General features: G+C 70.7%; 24 protein-coding genes. 19 read left to right on the forward strand and 5 right to left on the reverse strand.

Features of this window, described 5'->3' with window-relative positions; all coding sequences use genetic code 11:
* The first annotated feature begins 10 nt into the window (after positions 1–10).
* The 13 genes from ACZ4WQ_RS07200 (at position 11) to xynC (ending at position 13500) form a co-directional block, all read left to right on the forward strand.
* Positions 11–1828 (forward strand): ABC transporter permease, encoded by a 1818-nt coding sequence (locus ACZ4WQ_RS07200; protein ID WP_311721889.1) that lies wholly within the window; start codon positions 11–13, stop codon positions 1826–1828.
* Positions 1825–2703, forward strand: a complete 879-nt coding sequence (locus ACZ4WQ_RS07205; RefSeq protein ID WP_311721890.1) for an ABC transporter ATP-binding protein — start codon at positions 1825–1827, stop codon at positions 2701–2703. Before ACZ4WQ_RS07200 ends, ACZ4WQ_RS07205 begins: the two co-directional genes overlap by 4 nt.
* A complete protein-coding gene (locus ACZ4WQ_RS07210; RefSeq protein ID WP_398374064.1) occupies positions 2700–3434 on the forward strand; it encodes an ABC transporter ATP-binding protein in 735 nt (244 codons plus the stop codon). The genes ACZ4WQ_RS07205 and ACZ4WQ_RS07210 overlap by 4 nt, the downstream gene beginning before the upstream one ends.
* Positions 3434–4528, forward strand: a complete 1095-nt coding sequence (locus ACZ4WQ_RS07215) for an LLM class flavin-dependent oxidoreductase (protein ID WP_398374065.1) — start codon at positions 3434–3436, stop codon at positions 4526–4528. The genes ACZ4WQ_RS07210 and ACZ4WQ_RS07215 overlap by 1 nt, the downstream gene beginning before the upstream one ends.
* A complete protein-coding gene (locus tag ACZ4WQ_RS07220) occupies positions 4525–5730 on the forward strand; it encodes an alkylhydroperoxidase domain protein (RefSeq protein ID WP_398374066.1) in 1206 nt (401 codons plus the stop codon). The genes ACZ4WQ_RS07215 and ACZ4WQ_RS07220 overlap by 4 nt, the downstream gene beginning before the upstream one ends.
* Before the next feature lie 18 nt (positions 5731–5748).
* Complete coding sequence (locus tag ACZ4WQ_RS07225; protein WP_398374067.1) at positions 5749–6384, forward strand: OsmC family protein; 636 nt, start codon at positions 5749–5751, stop codon at positions 6382–6384.
* A complete protein-coding gene (locus tag ACZ4WQ_RS07230; RefSeq protein ID WP_398374068.1) occupies positions 6381–7421 on the forward strand; it encodes an LLM class flavin-dependent oxidoreductase in 1041 nt (346 codons plus the stop codon). The genes ACZ4WQ_RS07225 and ACZ4WQ_RS07230 overlap by 4 nt, the downstream gene beginning before the upstream one ends.
* On the forward strand, positions 7418–8275 hold the full coding sequence (locus ACZ4WQ_RS07235) for an ABC transporter permease (protein ID WP_398374069.1): 858 nt from the start codon (positions 7418–7420) through the stop codon (positions 8273–8275). Before ACZ4WQ_RS07230 ends, ACZ4WQ_RS07235 begins: the two co-directional genes overlap by 4 nt.
* Positions 8276–8283: 8 nt before the next feature.
* Entirely contained in the window at positions 8284–9129 is an 846-nt protein-coding gene (locus tag ACZ4WQ_RS07240; protein ID WP_398374070.1) for an ABC transporter ATP-binding protein, read from the forward strand.
* Positions 9122–10129: an ABC transporter substrate-binding protein gene (locus ACZ4WQ_RS07245; RefSeq protein WP_385344014.1), complete on the forward strand. Its 1008-nt coding sequence runs from the start codon at positions 9122–9124 to the stop codon at positions 10127–10129. Before ACZ4WQ_RS07240 ends, ACZ4WQ_RS07245 begins: the two co-directional genes overlap by 8 nt.
* Positions 10130–10226: 97 nt before the next feature.
* Entirely contained in the window at positions 10227–11123 is an 897-nt protein-coding gene (locus ACZ4WQ_RS07250; RefSeq protein ID WP_311721901.1) for a DMT family transporter, read from the forward strand.
* A 6-nt stretch (positions 11124–11129) separates the two neighbouring features.
* Positions 11130–12014, forward strand: a complete 885-nt coding sequence (locus ACZ4WQ_RS07255; RefSeq protein WP_398374071.1) for a DMT family transporter — start codon at positions 11130–11132, stop codon at positions 12012–12014.
* A 280-nt stretch (positions 12015–12294) separates the two neighbouring features.
* Positions 12295–13500: a glucuronoarabinoxylan endo-1,4-beta-xylanase XynC gene (gene xynC, locus ACZ4WQ_RS07260; RefSeq protein ID WP_398374072.1), complete on the forward strand. Its 1206-nt coding sequence runs from the start codon at positions 12295–12297 to the stop codon at positions 13498–13500.
* A gap of 12 nt (positions 13501–13512) precedes the next feature.
* Here xynC and ACZ4WQ_RS07265 read toward each other — a convergent pair whose 3' ends face one another.
* Positions 13513–13983 (reverse strand): PaaI family thioesterase, encoded by a 471-nt coding sequence (locus ACZ4WQ_RS07265; RefSeq protein WP_394816680.1) that lies wholly within the window; start codon positions 13981–13983, stop codon positions 13513–13515.
* A gap of 165 nt (positions 13984–14148) precedes the next feature.
* On the opposite strand from ACZ4WQ_RS07265, the gene ACZ4WQ_RS07270 reads away from it, so the two are divergent.
* Positions 14149–14997, forward strand: coding sequence for a PhzF family phenazine biosynthesis protein (locus ACZ4WQ_RS07270; RefSeq protein WP_398374073.1), 849 nt, complete (start codon positions 14149–14151; stop codon positions 14995–14997).
* Positions 14998–15018: 21 nt separating this feature from the next.
* Here ACZ4WQ_RS07270 and ACZ4WQ_RS07275 read toward each other — a convergent pair whose 3' ends face one another.
* On the reverse strand, positions 15019–16077 hold the full coding sequence (locus ACZ4WQ_RS07275; protein ID WP_398374074.1) for a Glu/Leu/Phe/Val dehydrogenase dimerization domain-containing protein: 1059 nt from the start codon (positions 16075–16077) through the stop codon (positions 15019–15021).
* A 79-nt stretch (positions 16078–16156) separates the two neighbouring features.
* Between ACZ4WQ_RS07275 and ACZ4WQ_RS07280 the strand changes: the two genes are divergently transcribed.
* The 5 genes from ACZ4WQ_RS07280 to ACZ4WQ_RS07300 all read left to right on the forward strand — a co-directional run bounded on the left by ACZ4WQ_RS07280 (position 16157) and on the right by ACZ4WQ_RS07300 (position 20827).
* Complete coding sequence (locus ACZ4WQ_RS07280) at positions 16157–16438, forward strand: Lrp/AsnC family transcriptional regulator (RefSeq protein WP_398374075.1); 282 nt, start codon at positions 16157–16159, stop codon at positions 16436–16438.
* Complete coding sequence (locus ACZ4WQ_RS07285) at positions 16435–17799, forward strand: hypothetical protein (RefSeq protein WP_398374076.1); 1365 nt, start codon at positions 16435–16437, stop codon at positions 17797–17799. The genes ACZ4WQ_RS07280 and ACZ4WQ_RS07285 overlap by 4 nt, the downstream gene beginning before the upstream one ends.
* 148 nt (positions 17800–17947) lie before the next feature.
* Positions 17948–18574 carry a transcriptional regulator gene (locus tag ACZ4WQ_RS07290; protein ID WP_361182422.1) on the forward strand — a complete coding sequence of 209 codons (627 nt, stop codon included), beginning with the start codon at positions 17948–17950 and terminating at the stop codon, positions 18572–18574.
* Positions 18571–20208 carry a pyruvate, phosphate dikinase gene (locus ACZ4WQ_RS07295; RefSeq protein ID WP_398374077.1) on the forward strand — a complete coding sequence of 546 codons (1638 nt, stop codon included), beginning with the start codon at positions 18571–18573 and terminating at the stop codon, positions 20206–20208. The genes ACZ4WQ_RS07290 and ACZ4WQ_RS07295 overlap by 4 nt, the downstream gene beginning before the upstream one ends.
* 31 nt (positions 20209–20239) lie before the next feature.
* The gene (locus ACZ4WQ_RS07300; protein ID WP_398374078.1) at positions 20240–20827 is read left to right on the forward strand and encodes a histidine phosphatase family protein; all 588 of its coding nucleotides are present in this window, start codon (positions 20240–20242) and stop codon (positions 20825–20827) included.
* Positions 20828–20869: 42 nt separating this feature from the next.
* Here ACZ4WQ_RS07300 and ACZ4WQ_RS07305 read toward each other — a convergent pair whose 3' ends face one another.
* The 3 genes from ACZ4WQ_RS07305 to ACZ4WQ_RS07315 form a co-directional block, all read right to left on the reverse strand.
* Positions 20870–21841 (reverse strand): aldo/keto reductase, encoded by a 972-nt coding sequence (locus ACZ4WQ_RS07305; RefSeq protein ID WP_398374079.1) that lies wholly within the window; start codon positions 21839–21841, stop codon positions 20870–20872.
* 75 nt (positions 21842–21916) lie between these two features.
* Positions 21917–22285 (reverse strand): nuclear transport factor 2 family protein, encoded by a 369-nt coding sequence (locus ACZ4WQ_RS07310; RefSeq protein ID WP_385343988.1) that lies wholly within the window; start codon positions 22283–22285, stop codon positions 21917–21919.
* A 12-nt stretch (positions 22286–22297) separates the two neighbouring features.
* Positions 22298–23005, reverse strand: coding sequence for an SDR family NAD(P)-dependent oxidoreductase (locus ACZ4WQ_RS07315; RefSeq protein ID WP_311721915.1), 708 nt, complete (start codon positions 23003–23005; stop codon positions 22298–22300).
* Positions 23006–23084: the final 79 nt, after the last annotated feature.

Genomic DNA, 23084 nt, shown 5'->3' on the forward strand with positions numbered 1-23084 from the left:
CGGCCGAACCATGATCGACACACTCCTCGCCGGGATCATCCACGGCAACACCTACGCGCTCGTCGCGATCGGACTCTCGCTGATCTTCGGCGTATCCAATGTGGTCAACTTCGCCCAGGGGTCGGTCTTCGCGGTCGGCACCATGTCCGGTTGGTGGCTCATCGCCGAGCAGCACTGGCCGCTCTGGGCGGCGATCGTCGGCGTCTGCGCCTTCACCGCCGTCCTGGGCCTGGCCGTCAACCTGCTCGCGGTCCGGCCGCTGGCCAAGGTTCCGCCCATCGCCGCGCTGCTGGCCACGTACGCGGTGTCGGTGGTCCTGGACAACCTCTCCCAGGTGGTGTTCGGCCCCGACACCCGGCGGTTCCCGCAGGCCCTGGACACCCTCAACTTCCATGTGGGGGGCTTCCGCTTCGGCACCCTCGACGTGGTGATGTTCGCGGTGAGCGTCGGCTGCATCCTGCTGCTCGGCGGCTTTCTGAAGTTCACGAAGTACGGGCAGGCCATCCGCGCCACCGCCCAGGACTCCGACGCGGCGCTCCAGATGGGCGTGCCCGTCGGCAGGGTGCGGAACCTGTCGTTCATGCTCGCCTCGGCGCTCGGCGGCCTGGCCGGTGTCCTGGTCGGCATGTACAACAGCAACGTCTCGCCCAGCGCCGGTACGGCCGCGGGTCTGACCGCCTTCACCGCCGCCACCCTGGGCGGCCTCGGCAATCTGCCCGGAGCCGTGCTCGGGGGACTGGCGCTGGGCATCGTCGAGGCCTTCGGCATCTCCTACTGGGGCGCCGGTGTCGACAACCTCATCATCTTCGGCGTCCTGTTGCTCGTGCTCTGGGTCCGGCCCGGGGGACTGCTGGGCAAGGTGCCGCTGATCTCCGCGGAGCCGCTGACGGGGACGTTCCTCGGCGGCGGCCGGCCCTTCCGGCTGCGGTGGTGGCAGGCCCTGGCCCTGGTCGGGGTCGCCGCCGGCGTCGTGCCCTGGGTGGCGGACGACTACCAGCTCACGACCGGCACCCAGGTGCTGATCTTCGCGATCCTGGCGCTCTCCCTCACCCTCGTCTCCGGTTCGGCGGCCCAGGTCTCCCTCGGCCAGGCCGGGCCCATGGCGGTGGGCGCCTACACCTCCGCGCTGCTCGTCGGCGAACACGGCTGGCCCTTCCTGGCCGCCCTGTTCGCCGCCGGCCTGGCCGCCGCGGTGGTCGGCACCCTGCTGATGTCCCCGACGTGGCGGCTCAGCGGCCACTACGTGTCCATCGCCACCCTCGGCATCGGCGCCGTGACCGTGGCCGCGATCCTCAACCTCGACTGGCTGACGCACGGCCCGCTGGGCATCACGGCGATCCCGCCGCCCAGCCTCTTCGGCCACCAGATCATCACGCCCACGGACACCTATCTCCTCGACCTGACCGTGCTGCTGGTCGCGCTCGGCCTCGTCGTCCGGCTTCAGAAGTCCTTCCTCGGCACCATCTGGTCGGCGGTCGGCGCGGACGAGACGGCGCTCAGCGCCTCGGGCCTGCGCCCGGCCGACTACAAGGCGCTCGCGTACGCCGTAGGCGCCTTCGTCGCCGGGCTCGCCGGAAGCCTGCTGGCCCACCAGTACAGCTACCTGGACCCGACGATGTTCAGCCCGGACCTGTCCATGCTCGCCCTGACCATCATCGTGCTCGGCGGGATGAACAGCCCGTTCGGCGCCGTGCTGGGCGCGGTGGTCCTCGTGGGCGCCCCCGAGTTCCTGCGGATGGCGCAGGACGCCAGACTTCTGACCTACGGAGTGCTCTTGCTGCTGCTCATCCGGTTCCGGCCGCAGGGCCTGTGGGCGAGGCGGGCATGACGGCCGAACACCCTCCCCTCCCCGCGCCCGTACTCGAGGTCGCCGGCCTCGCCCGCTCCTTCGGCGCCGTACGTGCCGTGAACGGCGTCTCGTTCCAGGTCCGGCAGGGCGAGGTGGTCAGCATCATCGGCCCCAACGGCTCCGGCAAGACCACCACGCTCAACCTGCTCGGCGGGCTGCTCACCCCCGACAGCGGCGAGATCCGGCTGCACGGCCGCCGCATCGAGCGGCTGCCCGCCGAGCGCAGGGCGGAACGTGGCATCGCCCGCACCTTCCAGAACGGGCGGGTCTTCGCGAGCCTGCCCGTCGCGGACAACGTCAACGTCGGCCAGTACGCCAAGCTGACGCGCACCCGGCCCTTCGCCCGGCTGCGCCACCTGCCCGTGCTGCGCTGGATCCCCCTGCTCGCCGAGCTGCTGCTGGCCCTCGTACAACCCCCGGCCGTGCGGCGCGAACGGTCCGAGGCCGCGGCGCGGACCGAGGCACAGCTCGCCCGCTTCGGGACCCGGCTGCTCCCGCGCGCCGACCACCGCGCACACACCCTGTCGTACGCCAACCGCCGGCGCACCGAGATCGCCCGCGCACTCGCCCTCGAACCGACGCTGCTGCTCCTCGACGAGCCGACGGCCGGGATGAACCAGACCGAGACGGCCGAAGTGCTCGATCAACTCCTGGAGTTGAAGGCCGAAGGGCAGACGATCGTGCTGGTCGAGCACAAGATCGACCTGGTGATGACGGTCTCCGACCGGGTGATCGTGATGGACGAAGGACAGGCGATCGCCGCCGGGACACCCGCGGAGGTCCGCGACGACGAGCGGGTCGTCGAGGCCTACCTCGGCCGCCGCCGTGCGCGACGCGAGGAGGCATCCCGATGAAGGCCACGGCCCCGCCGCTGCTGGAACTGAAGAACGTAGACGTCTTCTACGGCCCCTCACAGGCCCTGGCCCAGGTGTCCCTGGAGGTCGGACCCGGCGAGATCGTGTCCCTGCTCGGCGGCAACGCCTCCGGCAAGTCGACCACCATGAAGACCGTCCTCGGCCTGCTGCGCCCGGCCGCCGGCCACGTCCTGCTGGACGGCGAGCGGATCGACACCCTGCCTCCCCGGGCCCGGGTGCGCCGCGGCATCGCCTCCGTCCCCGAGGCCCGACGGGTCTTCACCGGTATGACGGTCGAGGAGAACCTGCACCTCGGCGCCTTCACCCGCAGGGGGCGCGGCGAGATCCGTGAGGACATCGAGCGGCTCTACACATCCTTTCCGCGCCTCGCCGAACGCCGCACCCAGCACGCCGGCACCCTCAGCGGCGGCGAACAGCAGATGCTGGCCTTCGCCCGGGCGCTCATGAGCAGACCGCGACTGATCTGCATGGACGAACCCACGATGGGGCTGTCCCCGCTCTTCGTCGACCGGGTGCTGGACATGATCGCCGACATCAACCACTCGCTGGGCGTCGCGGTGCTCATCGTCGAGCAGAACGCCGAACTGGCCCTGTCCATCGCCTCCCGCGGCTATGTGCTGCGCACCGGATCGATCGTGCTGCACGGGCGGGCGGGCGCGCTGCTCGACGACCCGTCGGTCCGCGAGTCCTACCTCGGAAAGGCCACCTGATGCCGGTACGAAACCCCTTCCGGCTGGGCGTCTTCACCCGCCTGGTCGACGACATCCCGCCCGCCGAGCTGTACGCACGGGCCCTGGAGCTGTTCACCGCCGCCGAGGAACTCGGCTTCGACACCGGCTGGGTCGCCCAGCACCATCTGCGCGACCAGGGCGGGCTGCCGTCGCCGCTGGTCTTCCTGACGGCCGCCGCGGCCCGCACGACACGGCTGCGGCTCGGCACCGGGATCATCACGCTGCCCCTGGAGAGCCCGTTCCGGCTCGCCGAGGACGCGGCCGTGCTCGACGCGCTCAGCGGCGGACGGCTGGAACTCGGCTTCGGCACGGGCGGCGGCGACCTCGTGTTCTCCGTCTTCGGCCGACGGGCCGAGGACCGCCGCGACACCTACGAACGGGCTCTGAAGGTGGTGCGCGACGCGCTGTCCGGCAAGGAGCCCGTGCCCGGCGCCCCGCCCCTCTTCCCGCCCGCCGACACCCTGGGCGACCGGCTCTGGGAGGCCACCTTCGGGGTGGCGGGGGCGATCCGGGCCGCGCGGAACGGCAGTGGTCTGCTGCTCGCCCGTACCGCGCTCAGCCCGGTGCCGGACGGCCGGCCGGAGCCGCCCCGCGTACCGCTCGGCGACGCGCAACACCCCCTGGCCTCGGCCTACCTGGAGCACTGGGCGCGGCCGGATGCCGCTCCCCGGATCGGCCTGTCCCGGTCGGTGTACGTGGCGCCGAGCCGCGCGGAGGCGCTGGCGGACGCCGAGGACGGCTTCCGCCGGTTCGCCGCGACGGCAGGCGAGGCCGCGGCCCGCCGCACCCAGGACGACGCCCATGTCGGCAGCGCCCAGGACGTCATCGCCTCGCTCGGCGCCGACCGACTGCTCCCGCTGGCCAGTGACCTGATCGTCCAGGTCCACTCGATCGACCCGTCGCACGAGAAGACGCTCCGGTCGCTGGAGCTGATCGCCACCGAGGTCGCCCCGGCGCTGGGCTGGCGGCCCGGCCGTGACAGTGGCGACGGGGCCCGCGCCGACCCGGAAACCGCCCCCGAGCGCGGCGCCACCACAACCCATTCCCTCCCCGAGGAAGGCCACCCACGATGACCACCCCATCCGGGACACCCACCGATCTGATCGGCACACTGCTCGCCATCGACCCCGGCTCACCGCTGGCGCGGCTGCGCGCCCGCCGGCCGGAGGCGACCCGTCACACGCAGGGCAGCTACGACGCGCTGTTCGCACCCGCGGCCCCCGCCACCTCCGTGACCACCACCGAGCGGTTCGCGGCCGCGCTGCGGGTGGCGCGGCTGCACGGCGACCAGGTCCTGGCCGAGCACTACACCGGGCAGCTGCTCGGTGCGGGCGGTGCGGGCGGTGCGGGCGGTGCGGGCGGTGCGGGCGGTGCGGGCGGTGCCGACGGTGTGACGAAGGAGCTCGTGGCGGCCGTCGAGGACGTCCGGCCGCTGCGCCCCGCCACCGAACCGTCCGCCCCCGACCCGCTGTCCGACCGGCTGCGCGCCATCCTCGCCCACACCGACCTGCTGGTCCTGCGCCCCGCGGCGGCCACCCCCGCCGACCTGGACGCCCTGGCCGAGGCCGGGCTCGACGCGGCAGCGATCATCACGGTGTCGCAGCTCATCGCGTACGTCAGCTTCCAGGTCCGGCTGCTCGCCGGCCTGGCGCTGATCCGCGGGGACGAGCGGCCCGCGCCGGGCCCCGCGCGCGGCCCGCTGGACGCACCCCGGACCGGATTCACCCAGGAACAGCTGGGCTGGACGCCCTGGCTGGAGCCCGTCGCGGTCGAGGACGTGACGGACGAGCAGCGCGCGGTCCTGCCCGGACAGCGCCTCCAGTCCCCGTACTTCCGGCTGCTCGCCCTGGACCCGGCGGTGCTCGGTGAGCGCACCGCCACCGACAACGGCATCTTCTACACCCGGGGCGGACTGCCCCGGCAGGAGCGCGAACTCGCCGCCACCGTGACCTCGCGGGTGAACGGCTGCGTGTTCTGCGCCTCGGTGCACAGCCGCTTCGCCTCCCAGCTCAGCAAGCGGGACGAGGATGTCCAGCGACTGCTGGACGAAGGCGTGGACACCCCGCTGGACGACCGCTGGCGCGCCATCACGGACCTCTCGGCGGCACTGACCACGACACCGCCGACGGCCGACCGCACCCACATCGCCGCCCTGCGCGAACTCGGCCTCGACGACCTGGACATCCTCGACGCCACCCAGGCCGCCGCGTTCTTCGCCTGGGCCAACCGCCTGATGCTCACCCTCGGCGACCCCGAACCGCCCGCGCAGCCCTGAACCGAAAGAGGTACGGACATGCCACCCACCGCCACAGCGAACACGACCCGCAAGAACAACGACGAAGGGCCGCGGACAGCGGACCAGTTGCTCGACACCGCCCCCGACCCGCGGCCCGGACTGCGCGCCTATCTCGAGGTCAAGCGCGCCGCGCTGCTCGCCAAGCGGGAGGCCGAGCGCGCCGGCTCCGTGACCGAACCGAACCGGCTGCGCGCCAGGACCAAGGCCGAGGAGCGCAGCGGCGTACGGCGCATCCGCATCCGCCACCACCAGATCCTCAGCGACTCCCCGCCGGACTTCGCCGGTTACGACCTCGGGCCCGCCTCGCCCGAGATCCAGCTCGGCGTACTGTCCAGCTGCCTCACCCACATCTTCCTCATCCAGGCCGCCGACCTGCGGATCCCCCTGGACTCCCTCGAGGTCGAGGTGCAGGCCGACCAGGACCCGCGCGCCGGAGCGCCCGGGTTCGAGCAGGTGCCGATCTACCCGCACAACATCTCGTACACCGTGCACATCGCCTCACCGGCCACCAAGGCGCGCATCCGCGAGCTGCACGAGACGGTCGAACGCAAGTGCCCGATCTACAACCTCCTCGTCAACCCGCAGAGCGTCACCGGCCGCGTGGTCCTGACCGGCAGTCCGGAGGAGATATGACGGCCTCCCGTATCCGGCTCGGCTTCCTCACCCACGCGAACGGCCCCGTCGACACGCGGGAGACCTACCGGGGCCTCCTGCGCCTCTTCCGGGCCGCCGACGAACTCGGTTACGACACCGGCTGGATCTCGCAGCACCACTTCCAGGACGACTACGGGCGCGTTCCCTCGCCGCTGCCGTTCCTGTCGGCCGTCGCCGCGCAGACCAGCCGGATCCGGCTGGGCACGGCGGTCGTGATCGCCCCCTTGGAGGACCCCGTACGGCTCGCCGAAGACGCCGCCGTCGTCGACGAGATCAGCGAGGGTCGGCTCGAACTCGGCCTCGGCAACGGCGGTTTCGGCCCCGAGGCGGAAAGGGTCTTCGCGGCATTCGGCATCGACCCGGCACGCCGGCGGGAGCGTGGCTCGCAGGTGCTCGACCGGACGCTGCGTGCCCTGCGCGGCGAGCCGCTGGGAGACCGCCCGGACGGCCCGGTGCTCCAGCCGCCCGTCCCCGGGCTGGCCGACCGGGTGTGGTGGTCCTCCGCCAATCCGCGCGGTGGCGCGGAGGCCGGGATCCGGGGCGCGGGACTGCTGCTGGCGCGCCGCGCGCTCGGGGTGCCGGGCCCGACCGATCTCGACCAGCTGCGCGTGGTCGAGCCCTACCTGGAACAACTGGCCGCGGGGCCCGGAGTGGCGCCGCGTATCGCCGTCTCGCGCGGGCTGTTCGCCACCAAGGACCCCGCGGCGAGCGAAGAGGAGTTCCGGCGGATCGTCCGCCGCTATCTCGAAGGCCCCCTCCGCAACGGAGAGTTCCCGCCCGGCCTCGGCTTCGACGACTATCTGGCGCGGTCCAACTTCTTCCACGGCCATCCGGAACAGATCGCCGAGCAACTGAACCGCGACCGGATCCTGGCGTACACGACCGAGCTGATCGTGCAGGTCCACTACGGGGCGACGGTGGAGGAGTCGCTGCGCAACCTGGAGCTCATCGCGACCGAGGTCGCCCCGCTGCTGGCCCCTGTGGGCGCGGGGGCGGGCGGGGAGGTGCTCCCGTGACCACCGGGACGAGGGTGGCGCCACCCGACACCCGCCGTGCCGAGCAACCGGCGGAGCGGAAGACGGGTCCCGCCGGTACGCGCCGACGCGTCGTCCGCCGGCCCGATCCGCTGCCGTGGCTGCTGCCGCTCGGCGTGCTCGGGATGTGGCAGCTGGCCTCCTGGAACACCTGGATGGATCCGCTGCTGCTGCCCTCGCCCGGTGCGGTGGCCCGTGTCCTGTGGGACTCCGCCCGCGACGGCACTCTCGGCACCGACCTGTCCGCGAGCACCGAGCGCTGGGCCTCCGGCTTTCTGATCGGCGCATCGCTGGGACTGCTGCTCGGCTCGCTCGTCGGCCTGTCCACGCTGTCCGAGCGGCTGCTCGACACCTCGGTGCAGATGCTGCGCACCGTACCGGTGTCCGGCCTGTCGCCCCTGCTCATCGTCTGGCTCGGGCTGGACGAGGCGCCGAAGGTGGTGCTGGTCGCGGTGGGCAGTTTCTTTCCGGTGTACATCAACACGTTCGGCGGCATCCGCAACGTGGACCGCAAACTCATCGAGGTGGGACGGGTGTTCCAGTGGAACCGGCCCACCGTGCTGCGCCGGATCGTCCTGCCCGCGGCGCTCCCGGAGATCCTCAACGGCATCCGGTACGCGCTCGGCGTCGCCTGGGTGCTGCTGGTCCTCGCCGAACTCCTGGGGGCCACCTCCGGGCTGGGCTTCATGCTCAACCAGGGACGCGAGCTGTCGCGGGTCGATGTCGTGATCGCGGCGCTGCTGGTCTTCGCCGTCGCGGGCAAGGCCGTCGACCTGCTCGTACGAGCCGCGGAGCGACGGCTGCTGCGCTGGCGCGACCTGCACACGGGAGCGTGATCCGGGCCATGAGCATCGCCTTGTCCCTGCGCGGCTACGGCCGTACGTTCACCACCCCGGCCGGTGCCCTCAGGGCCGTCGACGGCGTCGACCTGGACATCGCGCCTGGCGAGTTCACCGCCCTGGTCGGGCCGTCCGGCTGCGGCAAGTCGACCATCCTGCGGGCCGTCGCGGGCCTGGACACCCGGGGTGAGGGGGAGGTGTCCGCGGGCGGTGAACCGGTCACCGGGCCGCATGCCTCGCGCGGCCTGGTCTTCCAGGAACACCGCCTCTTCCCGTGGCAGTCCGTCGCCAAGAACATCGGTGCCGGGCTGCGGGGTGACCGCGCGGCGCGGGAGCGACGGGTGGCCGAACTCGTGGAGCTGGTCGGCCTGGAGGGCTTCGCCGACGCCTACCCCGGCCAGCTGTCCGGCGGCATGGCGCAGCGCGTGGCCATCGCACGCGCCCTGGCGCCCTCTCCTGACGTCCTTCTTCTGGACGAACCCTTCGGCGCACTCGACGCGTTCACCCGGATCCGGCTCCAGGACGCCCTGCACGACATCTGGGCCGCCCATCACGTCACCGCCGTCCTGGTCACACACGACATCGACGAGGCGGTCGCCCTCGCCCAGCGCGTCGTCGTCCTCGACCCCCGCCCGGGGCGTGTGCGGCGCGTCCACGAGATCGACCTGCCCTACCCGCGGGACCGGGCCTCGGCGCGCTTCGCCGAGCACCGCTCGGCACTGCTCGGGGACTTCGCCCTGAGCGGCCTCTCCCGACCCCCCGACTTCCTCAACTCCGATTCCCCACGCCCCGAATCCCCACGCACCGAATCCCCACGCACCGATCCTTCCGAGGAGAAGCACCATGCCTGACCTCTCTCTGTCCCGGCGCGGGCTGCTGCGAGCCGCGGCGGGCGGCGCCGCCGCGACATCGCTCGCGGCGTGCGGGCCCGGCGCCGCGGCCTCCGGCTCGGCGGCAAAGGGCGTCGCGGGGCAGCTCAGGATCGGATTCCAGCCGCCCTACATCGTGATGGACGTGCTTCAGAAGCAGAAGACCCTCGCCTCGGCGCTGCGCGGCGACGGCACCGACGTCTCGCTCAAGGTCCTCGACCCGACCGTCATCCAGCAGTCGGTGGCCGGCCGCGCACTCGATCTCGGGGTCGGCGGGCTGGGGCCGATCCAGCTCTCCGGCCAGCCGTTCACCGTCGTCGCCCTCGTCGAACACAGCCCGCGCACCCAGGCGTTGCTGGTCCGCAAGGACTCCGGGATCAAGAGCGTCACCGATCTCAAGGGCAGGAAGCTCGGCTCCTACGGCACCACGATCAACGCCAACCTGTTCGTCCTCCGCGCGGCGGAGAAGGCCGGAATCGACACGGACGAGATCAAGTTCGTCCCCCTCACCACCGACCAGATCACCGCCGCCCTGCTGTCCGGCTCCGTGGACGCCGTACAGACCTGGGACCCGTTCGTCGCCCAGCTCGAGGCATCCAAGCGCACCCGCACGCTGCTCACCGGCCAGGGCCTGGTCGAGAACTACGTGGTGATCTACGGCCACCGGGACTACGTGAAGAAGTACCCGAAGACCATAGCCAAGGCGCTCCGCACCTATCGCAAGGCGCTGACCTGGGTCAACGCCCACCACGACGAGGCGCTTCGGCTTTTCGCCTCCGCCAACAAGCTGGACGCCGAGGTCGCCGCGCTCACCTTCCGCCGCCGTGAGTATCTGCTCTCGGCGCCCAACGAGCGCTTCCTCTCCGATCTGAAACGCCAGGAGAGGGAGCTCAAGGCGTCCGGCGTCCTGACCAAGAGCGTCGACTGGGACGCGGCGATCGACCACACGATCGCCGCGGAGGCCCTGGCCACGGAGCGTTGACGCAGGCCGGCTGCCTCAGCAAGATCAGTACGTCACCGGAGACGGCCGGTAGCATGGGGAACGAATATCCTTATATGTCCTGGTTGATCGGCTGGACGTGCTCACGTACCTGTTGTCGGTGCTGGCGGCCTGCGCCAACGCCATCTCCTCGGTGTTGCAGCGCAAGGCGAACCGTGAAATGCCTCCCGAATTGGCACTGCGGCCCAAACTCATCGGCGAGCTGTTGCGTCAGCCGGTGTGGCTCGCCGGGTTGGCCGGGGTCGTCGTCGGCTTCCTTCTCCAAGCCGCCGCGCTCGGCCGTGGTGAGCTGTCCGTGGTGGAGCCGATCCTGGTCTGTGAGCTGCCACTGACCCTGTTCCTGGCGGCACGGGTGTTCCGCGCGCCGCTGAGGCCGCGGGAGGCGGGCGCGGCTCTCGGTATGGCGGCGGGGCTGGCCGGGCTGCTGTTCTTTCTCGCCCCGTCCGCCGGGCACGCACAGGAGGTGCCGTGGTACGAGTGGCTGCTGGCGGGCGCCGCGACCATGGTGGCGACAGCGGCGGCGTTCGAGTGGGCGCGGCGCGGCCGTGTCGCCCGGGATCAGCGGGAAGGCAGCGCGCGGCGGGCCGCGGGGTTCGGCATGGCGGCGGGGTGCCAGTTCGGTCTGACGGCGGCGTTCATCAAGGCGGTCACGGTCCGGTTCGGCGAAGCGGGCATCGCCGGCGTGTTCACGGGATGGGAGCTGTATTGCATGATCGTCTGCGGCGCGCTGGCGATGTTCCTGCTCCAGTCGGCGATGCACGCGGGTCGGCTGGTCGCCGCGCAGCCGGCCCTGACGCTGACCGATCCGCTGGTGTCCGTCCTGTGGGGCGTCACCGTCTTCGGGGAGATGGTGCGCGGTGGCCTCTATCTGCTGTTCGCCGCGGCCAGTGGCCTGCTCCTGGCCGCCTGTGTGGTGATCCTGTCGCGCTCGCCGGCGATCGGTGAAGCGGAGACCCGACCGCTTCGAGGAGGCTGACCGGACGTGTCGGGCGCGGTCTACGCATTTGGTCTCGCCGCCGCGTGCCTGCTGGGGCTCGGCTTCGTACTCCAGCAGCACGCCGCGCAGCGCGCCCCGCTCGCCGACATGCTCTCCTTCCGGCTGCTGCTCGACCTGGTGCGGGACCGGACATGGCTGGCCGGCATCGCCTGCATGGTGGCCGGGCAGATCTTCGGCGTCTTCGCCCTCGCGAGGGGGCATGTCTCCAGCGTCGAGCCGCTGCTCGCCACCAACCTGCTCTTCGCCGTGATCCTCGCCCGGTGGCTCAGCGGTCAGCGCCTGGGCTGGTCGGGGTGGATCGGTGTGGCCCTCCTCAGCGGAGGGGTGACGGCGTTCATCGTCGCCGCACAGCCGAAAGGGGCCACTGCCCCCATCGGCGGGGTCCGGCAGGTGCTCGTCATCGCGCTCCTGCTCGCTTCCTCGCTGATCCTGGTCATCATCGCCAAGCACCTACGGCTGATCAAGGAACCACCGCTGTTGGCCGCCGCCGGGGGCCTTCTGTACGGCATCCAGGACGCGCTGACCCGCATGTCGACCGGCATCTTCTCGGCAGGCGGTCTCCTTGCGCTGGTCACCACCTGGCAGCCCTACGCGGTCGTGGCACTCGCCGTGACGGGACTGATGCTCGTGCAGAGCGCCTTCGAAGCGGGACCGCTGCGCATGTCGCTGCCGGCCCTGACGGCGGCGGAACCGATCGCGGGCATCGCCTGCGGCATCGGTCTCCTCGGGGATCAGCTCCGCGTCACCCCCACCGCGCTGGCCTGGCAGGTCGGCGGCCTCATCGCCGTGGTCATCGGGGTCCTGCTGCTCGGCCGGCACCCCGCGATGCCGACCGGCAGGTCCGATCCAGGGTTGACGGTGGCGAGTTGAGTCGTTACGGTCCCAGCGATCCAGTGCGCCGTGGGTGCTCCGCTCTCCAAGGCGACCCTTCCGTTCTTCCCGTATCGAAGACAAGTCCGCAGGCACTGCCGTGGTTGGGAGCGCTCCCAAGGGTGGCGGGGTTACGCCGTCCACCGAGGCAGCGCAGACCGACGCCAACATCCAGGAGGCGGAACAAATGGTGCTACCTCGGAATGAATCCGCGGCCAGGGGGCTGGAATCCCCGAGCCGGAGGTCTGTTCTGGCGACGATCGGTGCCCTGCCGGTCCTCATGGCCGCGACACCGGCCGTGGGGGCATCCGCAGCGGCGGCTGCCCAAGTGACCGTCGACCCGTCGGCGGAGCGGCAGACGATCCGGGGCTTCGGCGGCATGAACCACACGCTCTGGATCAGCGACCTGACGCCCGCCCAGAGGGACACGGCATTCGGCAACGGCGAGGGCCAGCTCGGGTTATCCGTGCTGAGGATCCCCGTCCATGAGAACCGGGCGGACTGGAGCCGTGAGGTGGCGACGGCGAGGCGTGCGGTCGAGTACGGGGCGACCGTCATCGCGTCGCCGTGGAATCCCCCCGCACAGATGGTCGAGACCTTCGTCCATGGCGATCAGTCCAACGCGAGACGGCTGCGGTACGACATGTATGGCGCTTATGCGCAGCACCTGGACGACTTCTACAGGTTCATGAGGGACAACGGGGTGAACCTGTATGCCATCTCGGTGCAGAACGAGCCCGATTACGCGCATGACTGGACGTGGTGGACTCCGAGCGAGATGGTCCGGTTCCTGCGGGACAACGCCGGCTCGATCGGTACCAAGGTCATCGCGCCGGAGTCCTTCCAGTATGTGAAGAGCTTCTCGGACCCGATCCTCAACGACGCAGGAGCCCTCGCCAACCTGGACATTCTCGGGGCTCACCTCTACGGCACCCCGTACCAGAACTTTCCCTATCCCCTCTTCAAGGAAAGAGGGAGGGGCAAGGAACTCTGGATGACCGAGGTGTACCACCCCAACAGCAGCGATTCGGCCGACCTCTGGCCCCAGGCGCTCGATGTGGGGGAGCACATCCACCGCGCCCTGGTGGATGCCGAGTTCCAGGCGTATGTGTGGTGGTACATACGGCGTAGCTACGGCCCCATGAGGGAAGACGGGCGCATCAGTAAGCGCGGCGCCAACATGGCGCACTTCTCGAAGTTCGTCCGCCCGGGGTATGTGCGGATCGATGCGACGTCGAATCCCCAGTCGAATCTCTATGTCTCGGCGTACAAGGGAGGTTCCAAGGTGGTCATCGTCGCCATCAACAAGGGGACCTCGGCGGTGAGTCAGCCGTTCACCCTGGTGAACAACACCTCGTCCAGCGTGTCGCCCTGGTTGACGGACGCAAGCAGGAACCTCGAACCCCGGGGTGCGATCAACGTGTCCAATGGCTCCTTTACGAGCGAGCTTCCCGCCCGGAGCGTGACCACCTTCGTGACCGGGTGAGGCAGACCACCCTCAGGGCCTGCTCACACAGATCAGGGTCTGCTGCCCGTTGGCGATGAGTTTCCGCCCGCCGTCCTGGGCCGCGAACACCTCCAACTGGCAGACGGTCAGGGTGCGGCCGGACTTCAGGACGGTCCCGACCGCCTCGAGGTGGTCGCCGAGGGCGGGCGCGAGGAGGTTGATCTTGTACTCGACGGTGAGCACCTCGGTGTCCTCCGGGAACAGGGTGAAGCCGGCGTAGCCGCCCGCGGTGTCCGCGATCGCGCTGGTGGCGCCGGCGTGGAAGTAGCCGTGCTGCTGGGTCACCTCGGGGCGGGCCGGGAGCACGATGTGGACGCGGCCCTGCGCGATGTGTGTTATCCGCGCACCGAGGTGGCTCATCAGCCCCTGCCGGGCGAAGCTGTCCTGGATGCGCTTCCGCGTCTCGGGGCTCGCCTGTTCCCGGTGCGTCCGGTCTTCCACGTGTTCTCCTCCTGCGGACATCGCATGGTTCGTCGTGAGGGAAGACTAGTTGCGACCTCGTCGAAAGTGTTCGCATGGCTACTCAGCGATCGAGCAGTCCACTTTTTCGTGAGTGGCTCTGTCCCACCCGTATCGGCATCCATTGGGATGGACATGCTTCCGCCGATGCTGCCGAAAGGGCCCACGATGACTATTCCGCGCGCACGCTCGTTTGCGCAGGTCGACGTGTTCTCCACGAGCCCCTGTCGAGGCAACCCGGTGGCGGTCGTCCTTGACGGTTCGGACCTGACCGACGAGGAGATGCAGCGCCTGGCGAACTGGACGAATCTGTCCGAGACCACGTTTGTGCTGCCCCCCACCACTCCGGAGGCGGACTACCGGCTGCGCATCTTCACGCCCCAGGGCGAACTGCCGTTCGCCGGGCACCCCACCCTCGGCTCCGCACGCGCGTGGCTGGACGACGGCGGCACACCGCACCACGCCGACCGCATCGTGCAGGAGTGCGGCGCCGGCCTGGTCGGTGTGCGCCGCGGCGACGGCACTCTGTCCTTCGCCGCGCCGCCACTCGTCCGCGGCGGTGCGCTCGACGGCGAATACCTGAACGAGATCGTCGCCGCGTTCGGCATCACGCGTGACCGTGTCCTCGCCCACCAGTGGGTCGACAACGGCCCTGGCTGGGCCGTGATCCAGCTGGCCACGGCCGACGAGGTCCTGGCCCTCGAACCCGACCTCTCCCTCATCCCGACCGCGATGGTCGGCGCCATCGGGGCCTACCCCGACGGCTCCGACCACGACTTCGAGATGCGCACCTTCGCCCCCCGCTGCGGCGTGGCCGAGGACCCCGTGTGCGGCAGCATGAACGCCTCTGTGGGGCAGTGGCTCACCGCCACCGGTGCCGCGCCCGCCACCTACCGGGTCTCCCAGGGAGCGCGCCTGGGCCGGGCCGGGACCATCGAGATCACCGCCGACGCGGACGGCACCGTCTGGGTCAGCGGCGCCGCCACCACCTGTATCCGCGGCACCATCACCTTGTGACCGGCGATGGCTGCCTCGCCATCAGTCGCCCCGGACGGGTGAGGCGGCGGACGTGAGCCGGCGCTCGGCGATCTGCTGGGCTGCCCGCAGCGGGGTGACGCCGGTCGGGCGAGCCAGGTCGAGAACGTGGCCGACGGTGTCGCCGATACCCTCCACCCGCTTCTGGGCGGCCTCGTGGCTGTGGTTCTCCGATTCCCGGCTGAGCGCGTAGACGATGCCGCCGGCACTGGCGACGTAGTCGGGGATCCAGACGATGCCACGCTCCGCGAGGGCGTCGGCGACGGACTCCTCGGTGAGCTGGTTGTTCGCCGGGCCGACGACCAGCGGCGCGGTGAGCCGGGGGACGGTCGCCGCGTCGAGTACGCCGCCGACGGCCGCCGGGACGAGGATGTCGGCCGGCGTGGACAGGGCCTGATCGGGCTCGACCCATCCGTATCCGCTCGACAGGGCGGCGTCCCTGCGGGACTGTTCCACGTCCGACACCACGACGTGTGCACCCTCGGCGGCCAGGTCGGCGGCGATACCGCTGCCGACCGACCCGAATCCGCTGATGACCACCGTGCGGCCGGTGCAGGAGGCGTCGCCGAACACATGCCGGGCGCCGGCGTGCAGGGCGGCCAGGACGCCGGTGGCGGTGGGGCCGCCGGAATTCCCGGTCCCGCCGTGCTCCTCCGGCGCGCAGTACGCGTACGGCGAGAAGCGCCGCAGGACCACCATGTCCTGCGGGCCGGTGCCGATGTCGGGGCCGGTCCGGTACGACCCCTGGAAGGAAGCGATCAGCTCGCCCAGGTCCTCCAGCGCGGCCTCGCGCAGGCCCGCGGTGAGTTCGGTTTCCTTGTCGAGGGCGATCACGCTCTTGCCGCCCCCGAAGTCCAGACCGGCCACCGCGGCCTTGTAGGTCATGGCCTCCGACAGGCGCAGCGCGTCGGCCAGACCGTCCTGCCAGCTGTCGTAGCGGCGCAGCCGGCAACCGCCGACCGCCGGGCCCAGGGCCTGGGAGTGGACAGCAACGATCAGTGGCAGCCCGGAGCGGCTTCCGCGGCGGACGACCACCTCTTCATGTGCAAATGCTTGGCTCATGCAGGCGAAGCTAGAGTGAATGCACGGATCGTCGGCCGAGTGCCGAATCAAATTCGGCAGAGGAATCATGGAGGTAATCATGGACGAACTTGATTCGGCGATCGTGCACCACCTACAGGCCGATGGCCGGCTGTCCAACCGGGCCCTCGCCGAGAAGCTCGGCATCGCACCGTCCACCTGCCTCGAACGCACCAGGCTGCTGCACAAGCGCGGCATCATCCAGGGGTACCGGGCCGAGGTCTCTCTGCGCGCGCTCAACCGCTCGGTCCAGGCGATGGTGTTCACCCAGGTCCGGCCTCTGCGCCGGGATGTCGTCGCCGCCCCGCTGCCCCAACGCCCGGAACTCCGCCCGCAGACGTGAGCCGCGGATCGGCCATGCCGGTGCTGGCGGCGCTCCTGGACCGCTCGGTCGAGCAGATCGCGGAGGCCGCGGCGGATGTCCGTTTCTACGACCGGGAAACGATCCGCGCGGTATCGGATGTGTGGGACAACAACCTCTTTCCGCTGTTCCGGGCCGCGAGCACGGCTCATGCCCACAAGCGTGAGCGTCGGGCTCTCGCCGCGTTGGAGTGGATGGCCGACTTTGGCGAGGGGCGGCGCAGATGGATGACCGAGCAGGCCGCGATCGCGGGGTACGAACTTGAGTCGCTCCTGCCGCCGGCCGAGCCGGACACGCCAGGCCGCGACGACTGGGGGCACGTCATGCCACCGTTCTGCCGGCTCACCCGGCAAACCGTGGACGATCTGGTCCCCGACTACGACCTGGCGACGGCGACCGTCCGCCGCCTTCGAGTGGAGCGCGCCGGTACGCGCTTGACCGCCTTCCTCCAGTTGCTCGCTCCCCGCAGGTACGCCGTCGACGAGAGCACGCCCGAGCGACCTCCCCTGCTGAAGGTGGCGTTGGAGGGCGTCTCCGACGCCGTATTCGACCTCTCCGACACGCGAGGGGCGGCCCTGGACCCCGGAGTGGGCGGGATCGAGATATCTCTGGGCTCGGGCGGCCGGCTCCGCGCCGCCGGCGGCGAGTACTGCCTCGACGACCGCTCATGGCATCTCTCGGCCGCCGGCCGGCGCGCTGACGCCGTCACCCCGCCCCGCACCGGCCCGTCGGACCGCCGACGACAGCCGTCCGCCGGACACCTGGGTGCCGACGCCTATGCTGCCGCCACCCTCCTGCACCACGCCATGCTGGAGCTCCGCTCGGTGCGTTACACCGCCCGTGCTGATCATGTCCCGGTGCTCGGCCTGTGCCGGGCTTTCTCGGGAGCGGGTGAAGCGATCCTGGCCGCGGGATCGCGACGCGGTGCCCGCCGCCGTGCGGCGGCCTTCCGTGACGTGATCCGAACCTGGACCGACCGAGCTGTGGAACGAACGCCACCTTCCCGCACCGACAGCTCACCCGTGTTCGGCACGCCCTCGCAGGCAGTTCTCGTCTCGGCCGCCTGGACAGCGGCCTACGACGACTACGGGACAGAACGTCCGGCCGACGCGCAACTCCAACTCGCCCTGCCGCCCCGCCCCGACGAGCCCCCCTCGGCACCCTGGCGGCTACGCACCGTCAGCTGTACCGAGCCCGAGGCCTTCCGCCTTCACGCCGACGCCTTCCAAGGCCCCGGTCAACTCACCCCGAGCGGGGAGCCCACCGCCGCCTGCGGCCTCGACCTGCACCACAGGGCCATGTTCATCGCTGCTCGAGATGGCTGGAGAGCGTCAGCCGGCTGAGCCTGCGCGGTGCCATCATGTCCGACTGCTGTGTGCGTGTCGGCCTCGCCCTCGTGTCCTCTTGCGCTCCCGTGTCATGATACAACCAGCATCCAGATGATGAAGTCATCGGGAAAACATGAGCATCGGAGATCGCGTGGGGCACGATATGACCTGGTCCGAAACCCATACGACGGACACCAGTCTGTTGGTGCTGCACGCCCTGCGTTGCGTCGGCGCCGCCAGCCTCGCCCGTCTCCACTTGGCCACGGGACTCGGCGAGTTCGACGTCGAGTCCGAGCTCATCGATCTCGGGGCCGAGGGCCTCGTGGCGCGGATGTCCGGCGACATGTCCTTCTGGATGCTCACGGACGCCGGCCGCGCCGCGGACGCCGGGCGAATCACCGACGAACTCGAATCGGCCGGCGCCCGCGGAGCCGTTCAGGCGGCATTCGAGCGGTTTCTCGTTCTCAACCCTGAGCTGCTCGACCTCTGCACGGCATGGCAGCTCCGAGCCGTCGACGGCGTCATGAACGCCAACGACCACAGCGACCCCGCCTACGACTCCCGGGTCCTCGACCGATTCGCCGATCTCGACCGGCGCGCCGCCCCTGTCTGCGACGAGCTGTCCGCGGCGCTGTCGCGATTCGGCCGTTACCGCGACCGCCTCGCGGGAGCGCTCGACCGCGCCGCCTCCGGCGCGCTGGAGTATGTGACCGACAGCACCGCCTCGTACCACACCATATGGGCGGAGCTGCACGAAGACCTGCTCGTCACCCTCGGGTTGCCGCGATGAGGTGGATTCGCGCGATCTCCGCCGAGGTCGAGGAGACGGCGGAGACGCTGGGTGGCAAGGCACTTGGCCTGGTCCTTCTGCACCGTCTCGGGTTGCCGGTGCCCGCCGGGTTCGTCATCACCGCGGACGCATGCCGTGCCTTCCTGCGGGAAGGACATCTGCCCGACGGACTCGGCGACGAGCTCACGACGGCCATCGCCGGTCTCGAACGCTCCACCGGGCGTGCCTTCGGCCGGCCGAGGAGACCGCTGGCGGTGTCCGTGCGCTCCGGGGCCGGTGTGTCGATGCCCGGCATGATGAGCACGGTCCTCAACCTCGGCCTCACGACCGAAGCCACCGAGGGCCTTGCCGCCGAGACGGGCGACCGGCCGTTCGCGCTGGACTCGCGGCTGCGCTTCCTGTCGAGCTTCGCCTCCGCGGTCACGAACGCGGTCATGAACGAGGGCGCGGGCGACGTGGGAGCCGCCCACGGGGGAGGGGCCAAGGACGCGGAAGCGCGCCTCACCGAGGAGATGAAGGCGGTCGAGGACTTCGTCCGAGAACGGTGCGGACAGCCGATCCCCGACGACGCGACCCGTCAGCTGGCGTTGGCGGTCGAGGCCGTGTTCTCGTCCTGGGACACACCACGCGCACACACCTATCGCGCGTTGCACGACATCCCGCACGACCTCGGAACGGCCGTGATCGTCCAGAGGATGGTGTTCGGGAACCGCGACGACCGCAGCGGCACCGGAGTCGCGTTCAGCCGCGATCCCAACACCGGTGAGAACACCCCCTTCGGCGACGTCCTGTTCGGACACCAAGGAGAGGACGTCGTCTCCGGCAGATCGATGCCCCGGCCGCTGCGCGAACTCGCCGAGCGGGAGCCGGCGGTGTGGGCGGAGCTGCTCGACGCCCTGCGCCGGATCGAGGGGCACTACCGCGACGCCTGCTACGTCGAGTTCACGTTCCAGGCCGGCGAGCTGTGGATTCTTCAGGTCCGGCCCGGCCGGTTCGTCGGAGGCGCCGCGGTGCGCGTGGCCACCGAACTCGCCGACGAGCGCGTCATCGAACGCCACGAAGCGCTCCTCAGAGTCTCGCCGATCCATCTCCGGCAGGTCCGCACACCACGTATGGCGTCGCCCGAGGAGGCCGATGTCTTCGCCCGGGGTCTCGGCGCCTGCCCCGGTGTCGCGGTCGGCCGGGTGGCGACCACGGCGGACCGGGCGGTACGCATGGCCGAAGGCGCCCCGGTCATCCTGGTGCGCCCCGAGACCTCTCCCCATGACATGCACGGCCTCGCCGCCGCCGCGGGAATCGTCACCGCTCGCGGCGGGCCGGCCAGCCACGCCGCGGTCGTCGCGCGATCCATGGGAAAGCCCGCGGTCGTGGGCGCCGCCGACCTGACCGTCGATGTCGGCAACGGCACCGTGACGGCCGGCGGGCGCACCCTCGGCGACGGCACCCTCGTGACCATCGACGGGACCAGCGGCGAGGTCGCCCTCGGCAGCCACCGCGTCATCACGAACGCGGCCGACGAGCGCCTCCACCGACTGCTCGAATGGGCCGACGCCACCTCGGGGGACCACTCCGAACGCGACGAATCCCAGCGGCTCGAAGCGGCCCATGCCGCACTGCGATCCTCCCGCGCCTGATGACAGGCAAGACCCCGAAAGGAGATCGGCGATGCCGACTCGGCACGTATATCTGGCAAGGCACGGCGCGGCGGACCCGTTCGGCGAGCTGACCGACGTCGGGCAGCGGCAGTCGGAACTGCTCGGGCGGCGCCTGGCCGGACTTCCGATCGACGCGGTGTGGCATTCCCCGCTGCCCAGGGCAGTGCGGTCCGCGCGGATCGTCGGCAGGCACCTTCCGGAGGCCACCGTGCGGGAAGCGGCCGAACTGGTCGATCACGTACCGCATGTACCGGACGAGGCGCCACCGGCGTGGGCGGCGTTCTTCGACGGGTACGACGCCGAGGAGGCCGCGGCGGGCTCACGCCTCGCCGATGCCCTCACCGACAGATTCGCGCGCCCCGCCGAAGCCGAGACGCACGAGGTCCTGGTCACCCATGCCTATCAGGTGGCCTGGCTGCTCCGGCACGCCCTCGACGCGCCACCGGTGCGCTGGCTGGGGCTGAACTGCGGGAACACGGCACTGACGGCGATCGAGTACCGCGATGGCATGGCGCCGACGGTGGTGCTGTACAACGACATGGGCCACCTGCCGGCCGAGCTGCGATGGACGGGGTTCGGGAACGGGACGCGGCCATGAAAGGCAGCGTGACCGCTGCGTTCAGCCCGGGTGGGACGGTCATCACCGGGCGCCGACGGCGGGCGGGACGGCGTCGAGGTCGGCGAGGTCGGCCGGAGACAGCCGGAGATCTGCCGCACCCGCGTTGTCGACGAGGTATGCCGGGGTCTTGGTGCCGGGGATGGGCACGACGTGTGGGCCCTGGGCGACGAGCCAGGCGAGGGCGACCTGCGCGGGAGTGGCTTCGACCCGGTCGGCGACTTCGCGGACCTTGGCCGCGATGGCGAGGTTGGCCCGCAGGTTGTCCTGCTGGAAGCGTGGCAGGCGTCGCCGGTGGTCGTTGTGCGGCAGTTGGTCGAAGGAGGTGAAGCGGCCGGCGAGGAAGCCGCGGCCCAGTGGCGAGTACGGCAGGAGGCCTATGCCGTGCTGTCGGCAGTAGGGCAGGACCTCGGCCTGGACGCCGCGGGTCCACAGGGAGAACTCCGACTGCACGGTGGTGACCGGGTGCACGGCCCGGGCGCGCTGGATCTGCTCGACGGTGACCTCGGACAGGCCCAGATGGCGGGCCTTGCCGGCGGCCACGGCCTCGGCCATGGCGCCCCAGGTTTCCTCGATCGGGACCTGGGGGTCGACGCGGTGGAGTTGGTAGAGGTCGACGTGGTCGGTGTTCAGGCGGCGCAGGCTGGCGTCGATGGAGGCACGGATGTGCTCGGGACGTCCGTTGCCGGCGAGGATGGGAAGGTTGTCGGGGCCGCCGGTGGGGTCGACGACCACCCGGCCGACCTTGGTGGCGAGCACCGCGCGGTCGCGCCGGCCGGTCAGGGCCCGGCCGACGAGTTCCTCGTTGGTGTGGGGACCGTAGACATCAGCGGTGTCGATCAAGGTCACGCCCAGGTTGAGGGCCTGGTGGATGACGGAGACCGACGTCGCTTCATCGCGCGGGGCGGCCATGTCGTAAAGGAAGCTCATTCCCATGGCGCCCAGGCCGATGACGCCGACCCGCGGTCCGCGGGTGCCCAGAGTGGTGTTACGCATGCTGTGTTCTGCCTTCGTACCGGATCGGGGGTTGTTTCGAAGCCCGGCCGCCCGGGCCGCGGACCATCGGCGACATCAGTGCTCGCCGAGGCGGGAGACCTGGTAATGGCTGATGAACCAGCCGGCTTCCGAGCGCTTCAGCAGGACGAGGAGGTTGACGCCGATCGTCGGCCGGTCCGTGAACGAGAAGTCGACGGCCAGGTAGCCGAGCACGATGTCTTCGGAGAGGCGCCTGCTCTCCACAATCCGGTAGGCGGCTGACAAGCCCAGGGGCTGGGACGCGTAGTAGTCGGCGACGCCCTGCCTGCCCACGCTGTAGGGATGCAACCCCTGGAAGATCGCGTCTTCGGTGAAGAGGGACGCGACCCGATCGGGCTCGTGGTTGTCGACGCCCGCCTTCCACCGGCCGAGCACGTCATGCAGGATCGCTTCGGTGTCCGTCATGCCTGTTCTCCTTCAGTGACCCGCGCTCATGCCGCCGTCGACGTGGAGGATCTCGCCGGTGACGAACGGGGCGTTCTCCAGGTAGATCACCGCGTCCACGATGTCGCTCTGCTCGCCCATCCGGCCGACCGGGTGCAGCGCGGCGAGGTCCTCATGGGTCTCCTCGGGGTGCATGGGCGTCTTGATGGTGCCGGGCGAGACGGCGTTGGCGCGGATGCCGCGGGTGGCGTGCTCGATGGCGAGTGACTTGGTGGCGGACTGGAGGCCGCCCTTGGTCAGCGAGGCCAGCACGGAGGGGACTCGCGAGTCGGCGTTGTCGACCAGGCTGGTGGTGATGTTGACGATGTGACCGCCGCCCTGGGCGAGCATCCGCTCGACGGCCAGCTGGGTGATGCGGAAGAAGCCGGTGAGGTTCACACCGATCACGGTGGCGTAGTCGTCCTGGGTGTACTCGGTGAAGGGCTTGGCGACGAAGATTCCGGCGTTGTTGACCAGGGTGTCCACGCGGCCGAAGCGCTCGATGGCGGCGGCGATGACACGCTCGGCGGTGGCCGGGTCGGCGATGTCGCCCGGGACGGTCAGGACAGCCGCGTCGTCGGAGGGGGCGATGGTGCGGGAGGTGGCGACGACGCCGTAGCCGAGGTTGCGGTAGGCGTCGACGAGACCGGCGCCGATGCCCTGCGAGCCGCCGGTGATGACTGCGACCTTCTGAGTGCTCATGATGACCTTCTCCGGGATGGGGTGGGGATGTTCGCGACCGGACGGAGGAGCTAGCCGACCGGTCGCCTATTCGAGAAGC

Source organism: Streptomyces sp. NPDC028305, from assembly GCF_055569495.1.

Bases quoted from the DNA above. Each gene is read 5' to 3' on its own strand.
- ACZ4WQ_RS07210 (WP_398374064.1), top strand. From the start codon at position 2,700: ATGAAGGCCACGGCCCCGCCGCTGCTGGAACTGAAGAACGTAGACGTC.
- ACZ4WQ_RS07315 (WP_311721915.1), bottom strand. From the start codon at position 23,005: ATGAGCACTCAGAAGGTCGCAGTCATCACCGGCGGCTCGCAGGGCATC.
- ACZ4WQ_RS07275 (WP_398374074.1), bottom strand. From the start codon at position 16,077: ATGAGCCAAGCATTTGCACATGAAGAGGTGGTCGTCCGCCGCGGAAGC.
- ACZ4WQ_RS07240 (WP_398374070.1), top strand. From the start codon at position 8,284: ATGAGCATCGCCTTGTCCCTGCGCGGCTACGGCCGTACGTTCACCACC.
- ACZ4WQ_RS07245 (WP_385344014.1), top strand. From the start codon at position 9,122: ATGCCTGACCTCTCTCTGTCCCGGCGCGGGCTGCTGCGAGCCGCGGCG.
- ACZ4WQ_RS07300 (WP_398374078.1), top strand. From the start codon at position 20,240: ATGCCGACTCGGCACGTATATCTGGCAAGGCACGGCGCGGCGGACCCG.
- ACZ4WQ_RS07305 (WP_398374079.1), bottom strand. From the start codon at position 21,841: ATGCGTAACACCACTCTGGGCACCCGCGGACCGCGGGTCGGCGTCATC.
- ACZ4WQ_RS07310 (WP_385343988.1), bottom strand. From the start codon at position 22,285: ATGACGGACACCGAAGCGATCCTGCATGACGTGCTCGGCCGGTGGAAG.
- ACZ4WQ_RS07225 (WP_398374067.1), top strand. From the start codon at position 5,749: ATGCCACCCACCGCCACAGCGAACACGACCCGCAAGAACAACGACGAA.
- ACZ4WQ_RS07270 (WP_398374073.1), top strand. From the start codon at position 14,149: ATGACTATTCCGCGCGCACGCTCGTTTGCGCAGGTCGACGTGTTCTCC.
- ACZ4WQ_RS07200 (WP_311721889.1), top strand. From the start codon at position 11: ATGATCGACACACTCCTCGCCGGGATCATCCACGGCAACACCTACGCG.
- ACZ4WQ_RS07295 (WP_398374077.1), top strand. From the start codon at position 18,571: ATGAGGTGGATTCGCGCGATCTCCGCCGAGGTCGAGGAGACGGCGGAG.
- ACZ4WQ_RS07230 (WP_398374068.1), top strand. From the start codon at position 6,381: ATGACGGCCTCCCGTATCCGGCTCGGCTTCCTCACCCACGCGAACGGC.
- ACZ4WQ_RS07290 (WP_361182422.1), top strand. From the start codon at position 17,948: ATGACCTGGTCCGAAACCCATACGACGGACACCAGTCTGTTGGTGCTG.
- xynC (WP_398374072.1), top strand. From the start codon at position 12,295: ATGGCCGCGACACCGGCCGTGGGGGCATCCGCAGCGGCGGCTGCCCAA.
- ACZ4WQ_RS07205 (WP_311721890.1), top strand. From the start codon at position 1,825: ATGACGGCCGAACACCCTCCCCTCCCCGCGCCCGTACTCGAGGTCGCC.
- ACZ4WQ_RS07220 (WP_398374066.1), top strand. From the start codon at position 4,525: ATGACCACCCCATCCGGGACACCCACCGATCTGATCGGCACACTGCTC.
- ACZ4WQ_RS07280 (WP_398374075.1), top strand. From the start codon at position 16,157: ATGGACGAACTTGATTCGGCGATCGTGCACCACCTACAGGCCGATGGC.
- ACZ4WQ_RS07215 (WP_398374065.1), top strand. From the start codon at position 3,434: ATGCCGGTACGAAACCCCTTCCGGCTGGGCGTCTTCACCCGCCTGGTC.
- ACZ4WQ_RS07265 (WP_394816680.1), bottom strand. From the start codon at position 13,983: ATGTCCGCAGGAGGAGAACACGTGGAAGACCGGACGCACCGGGAACAG.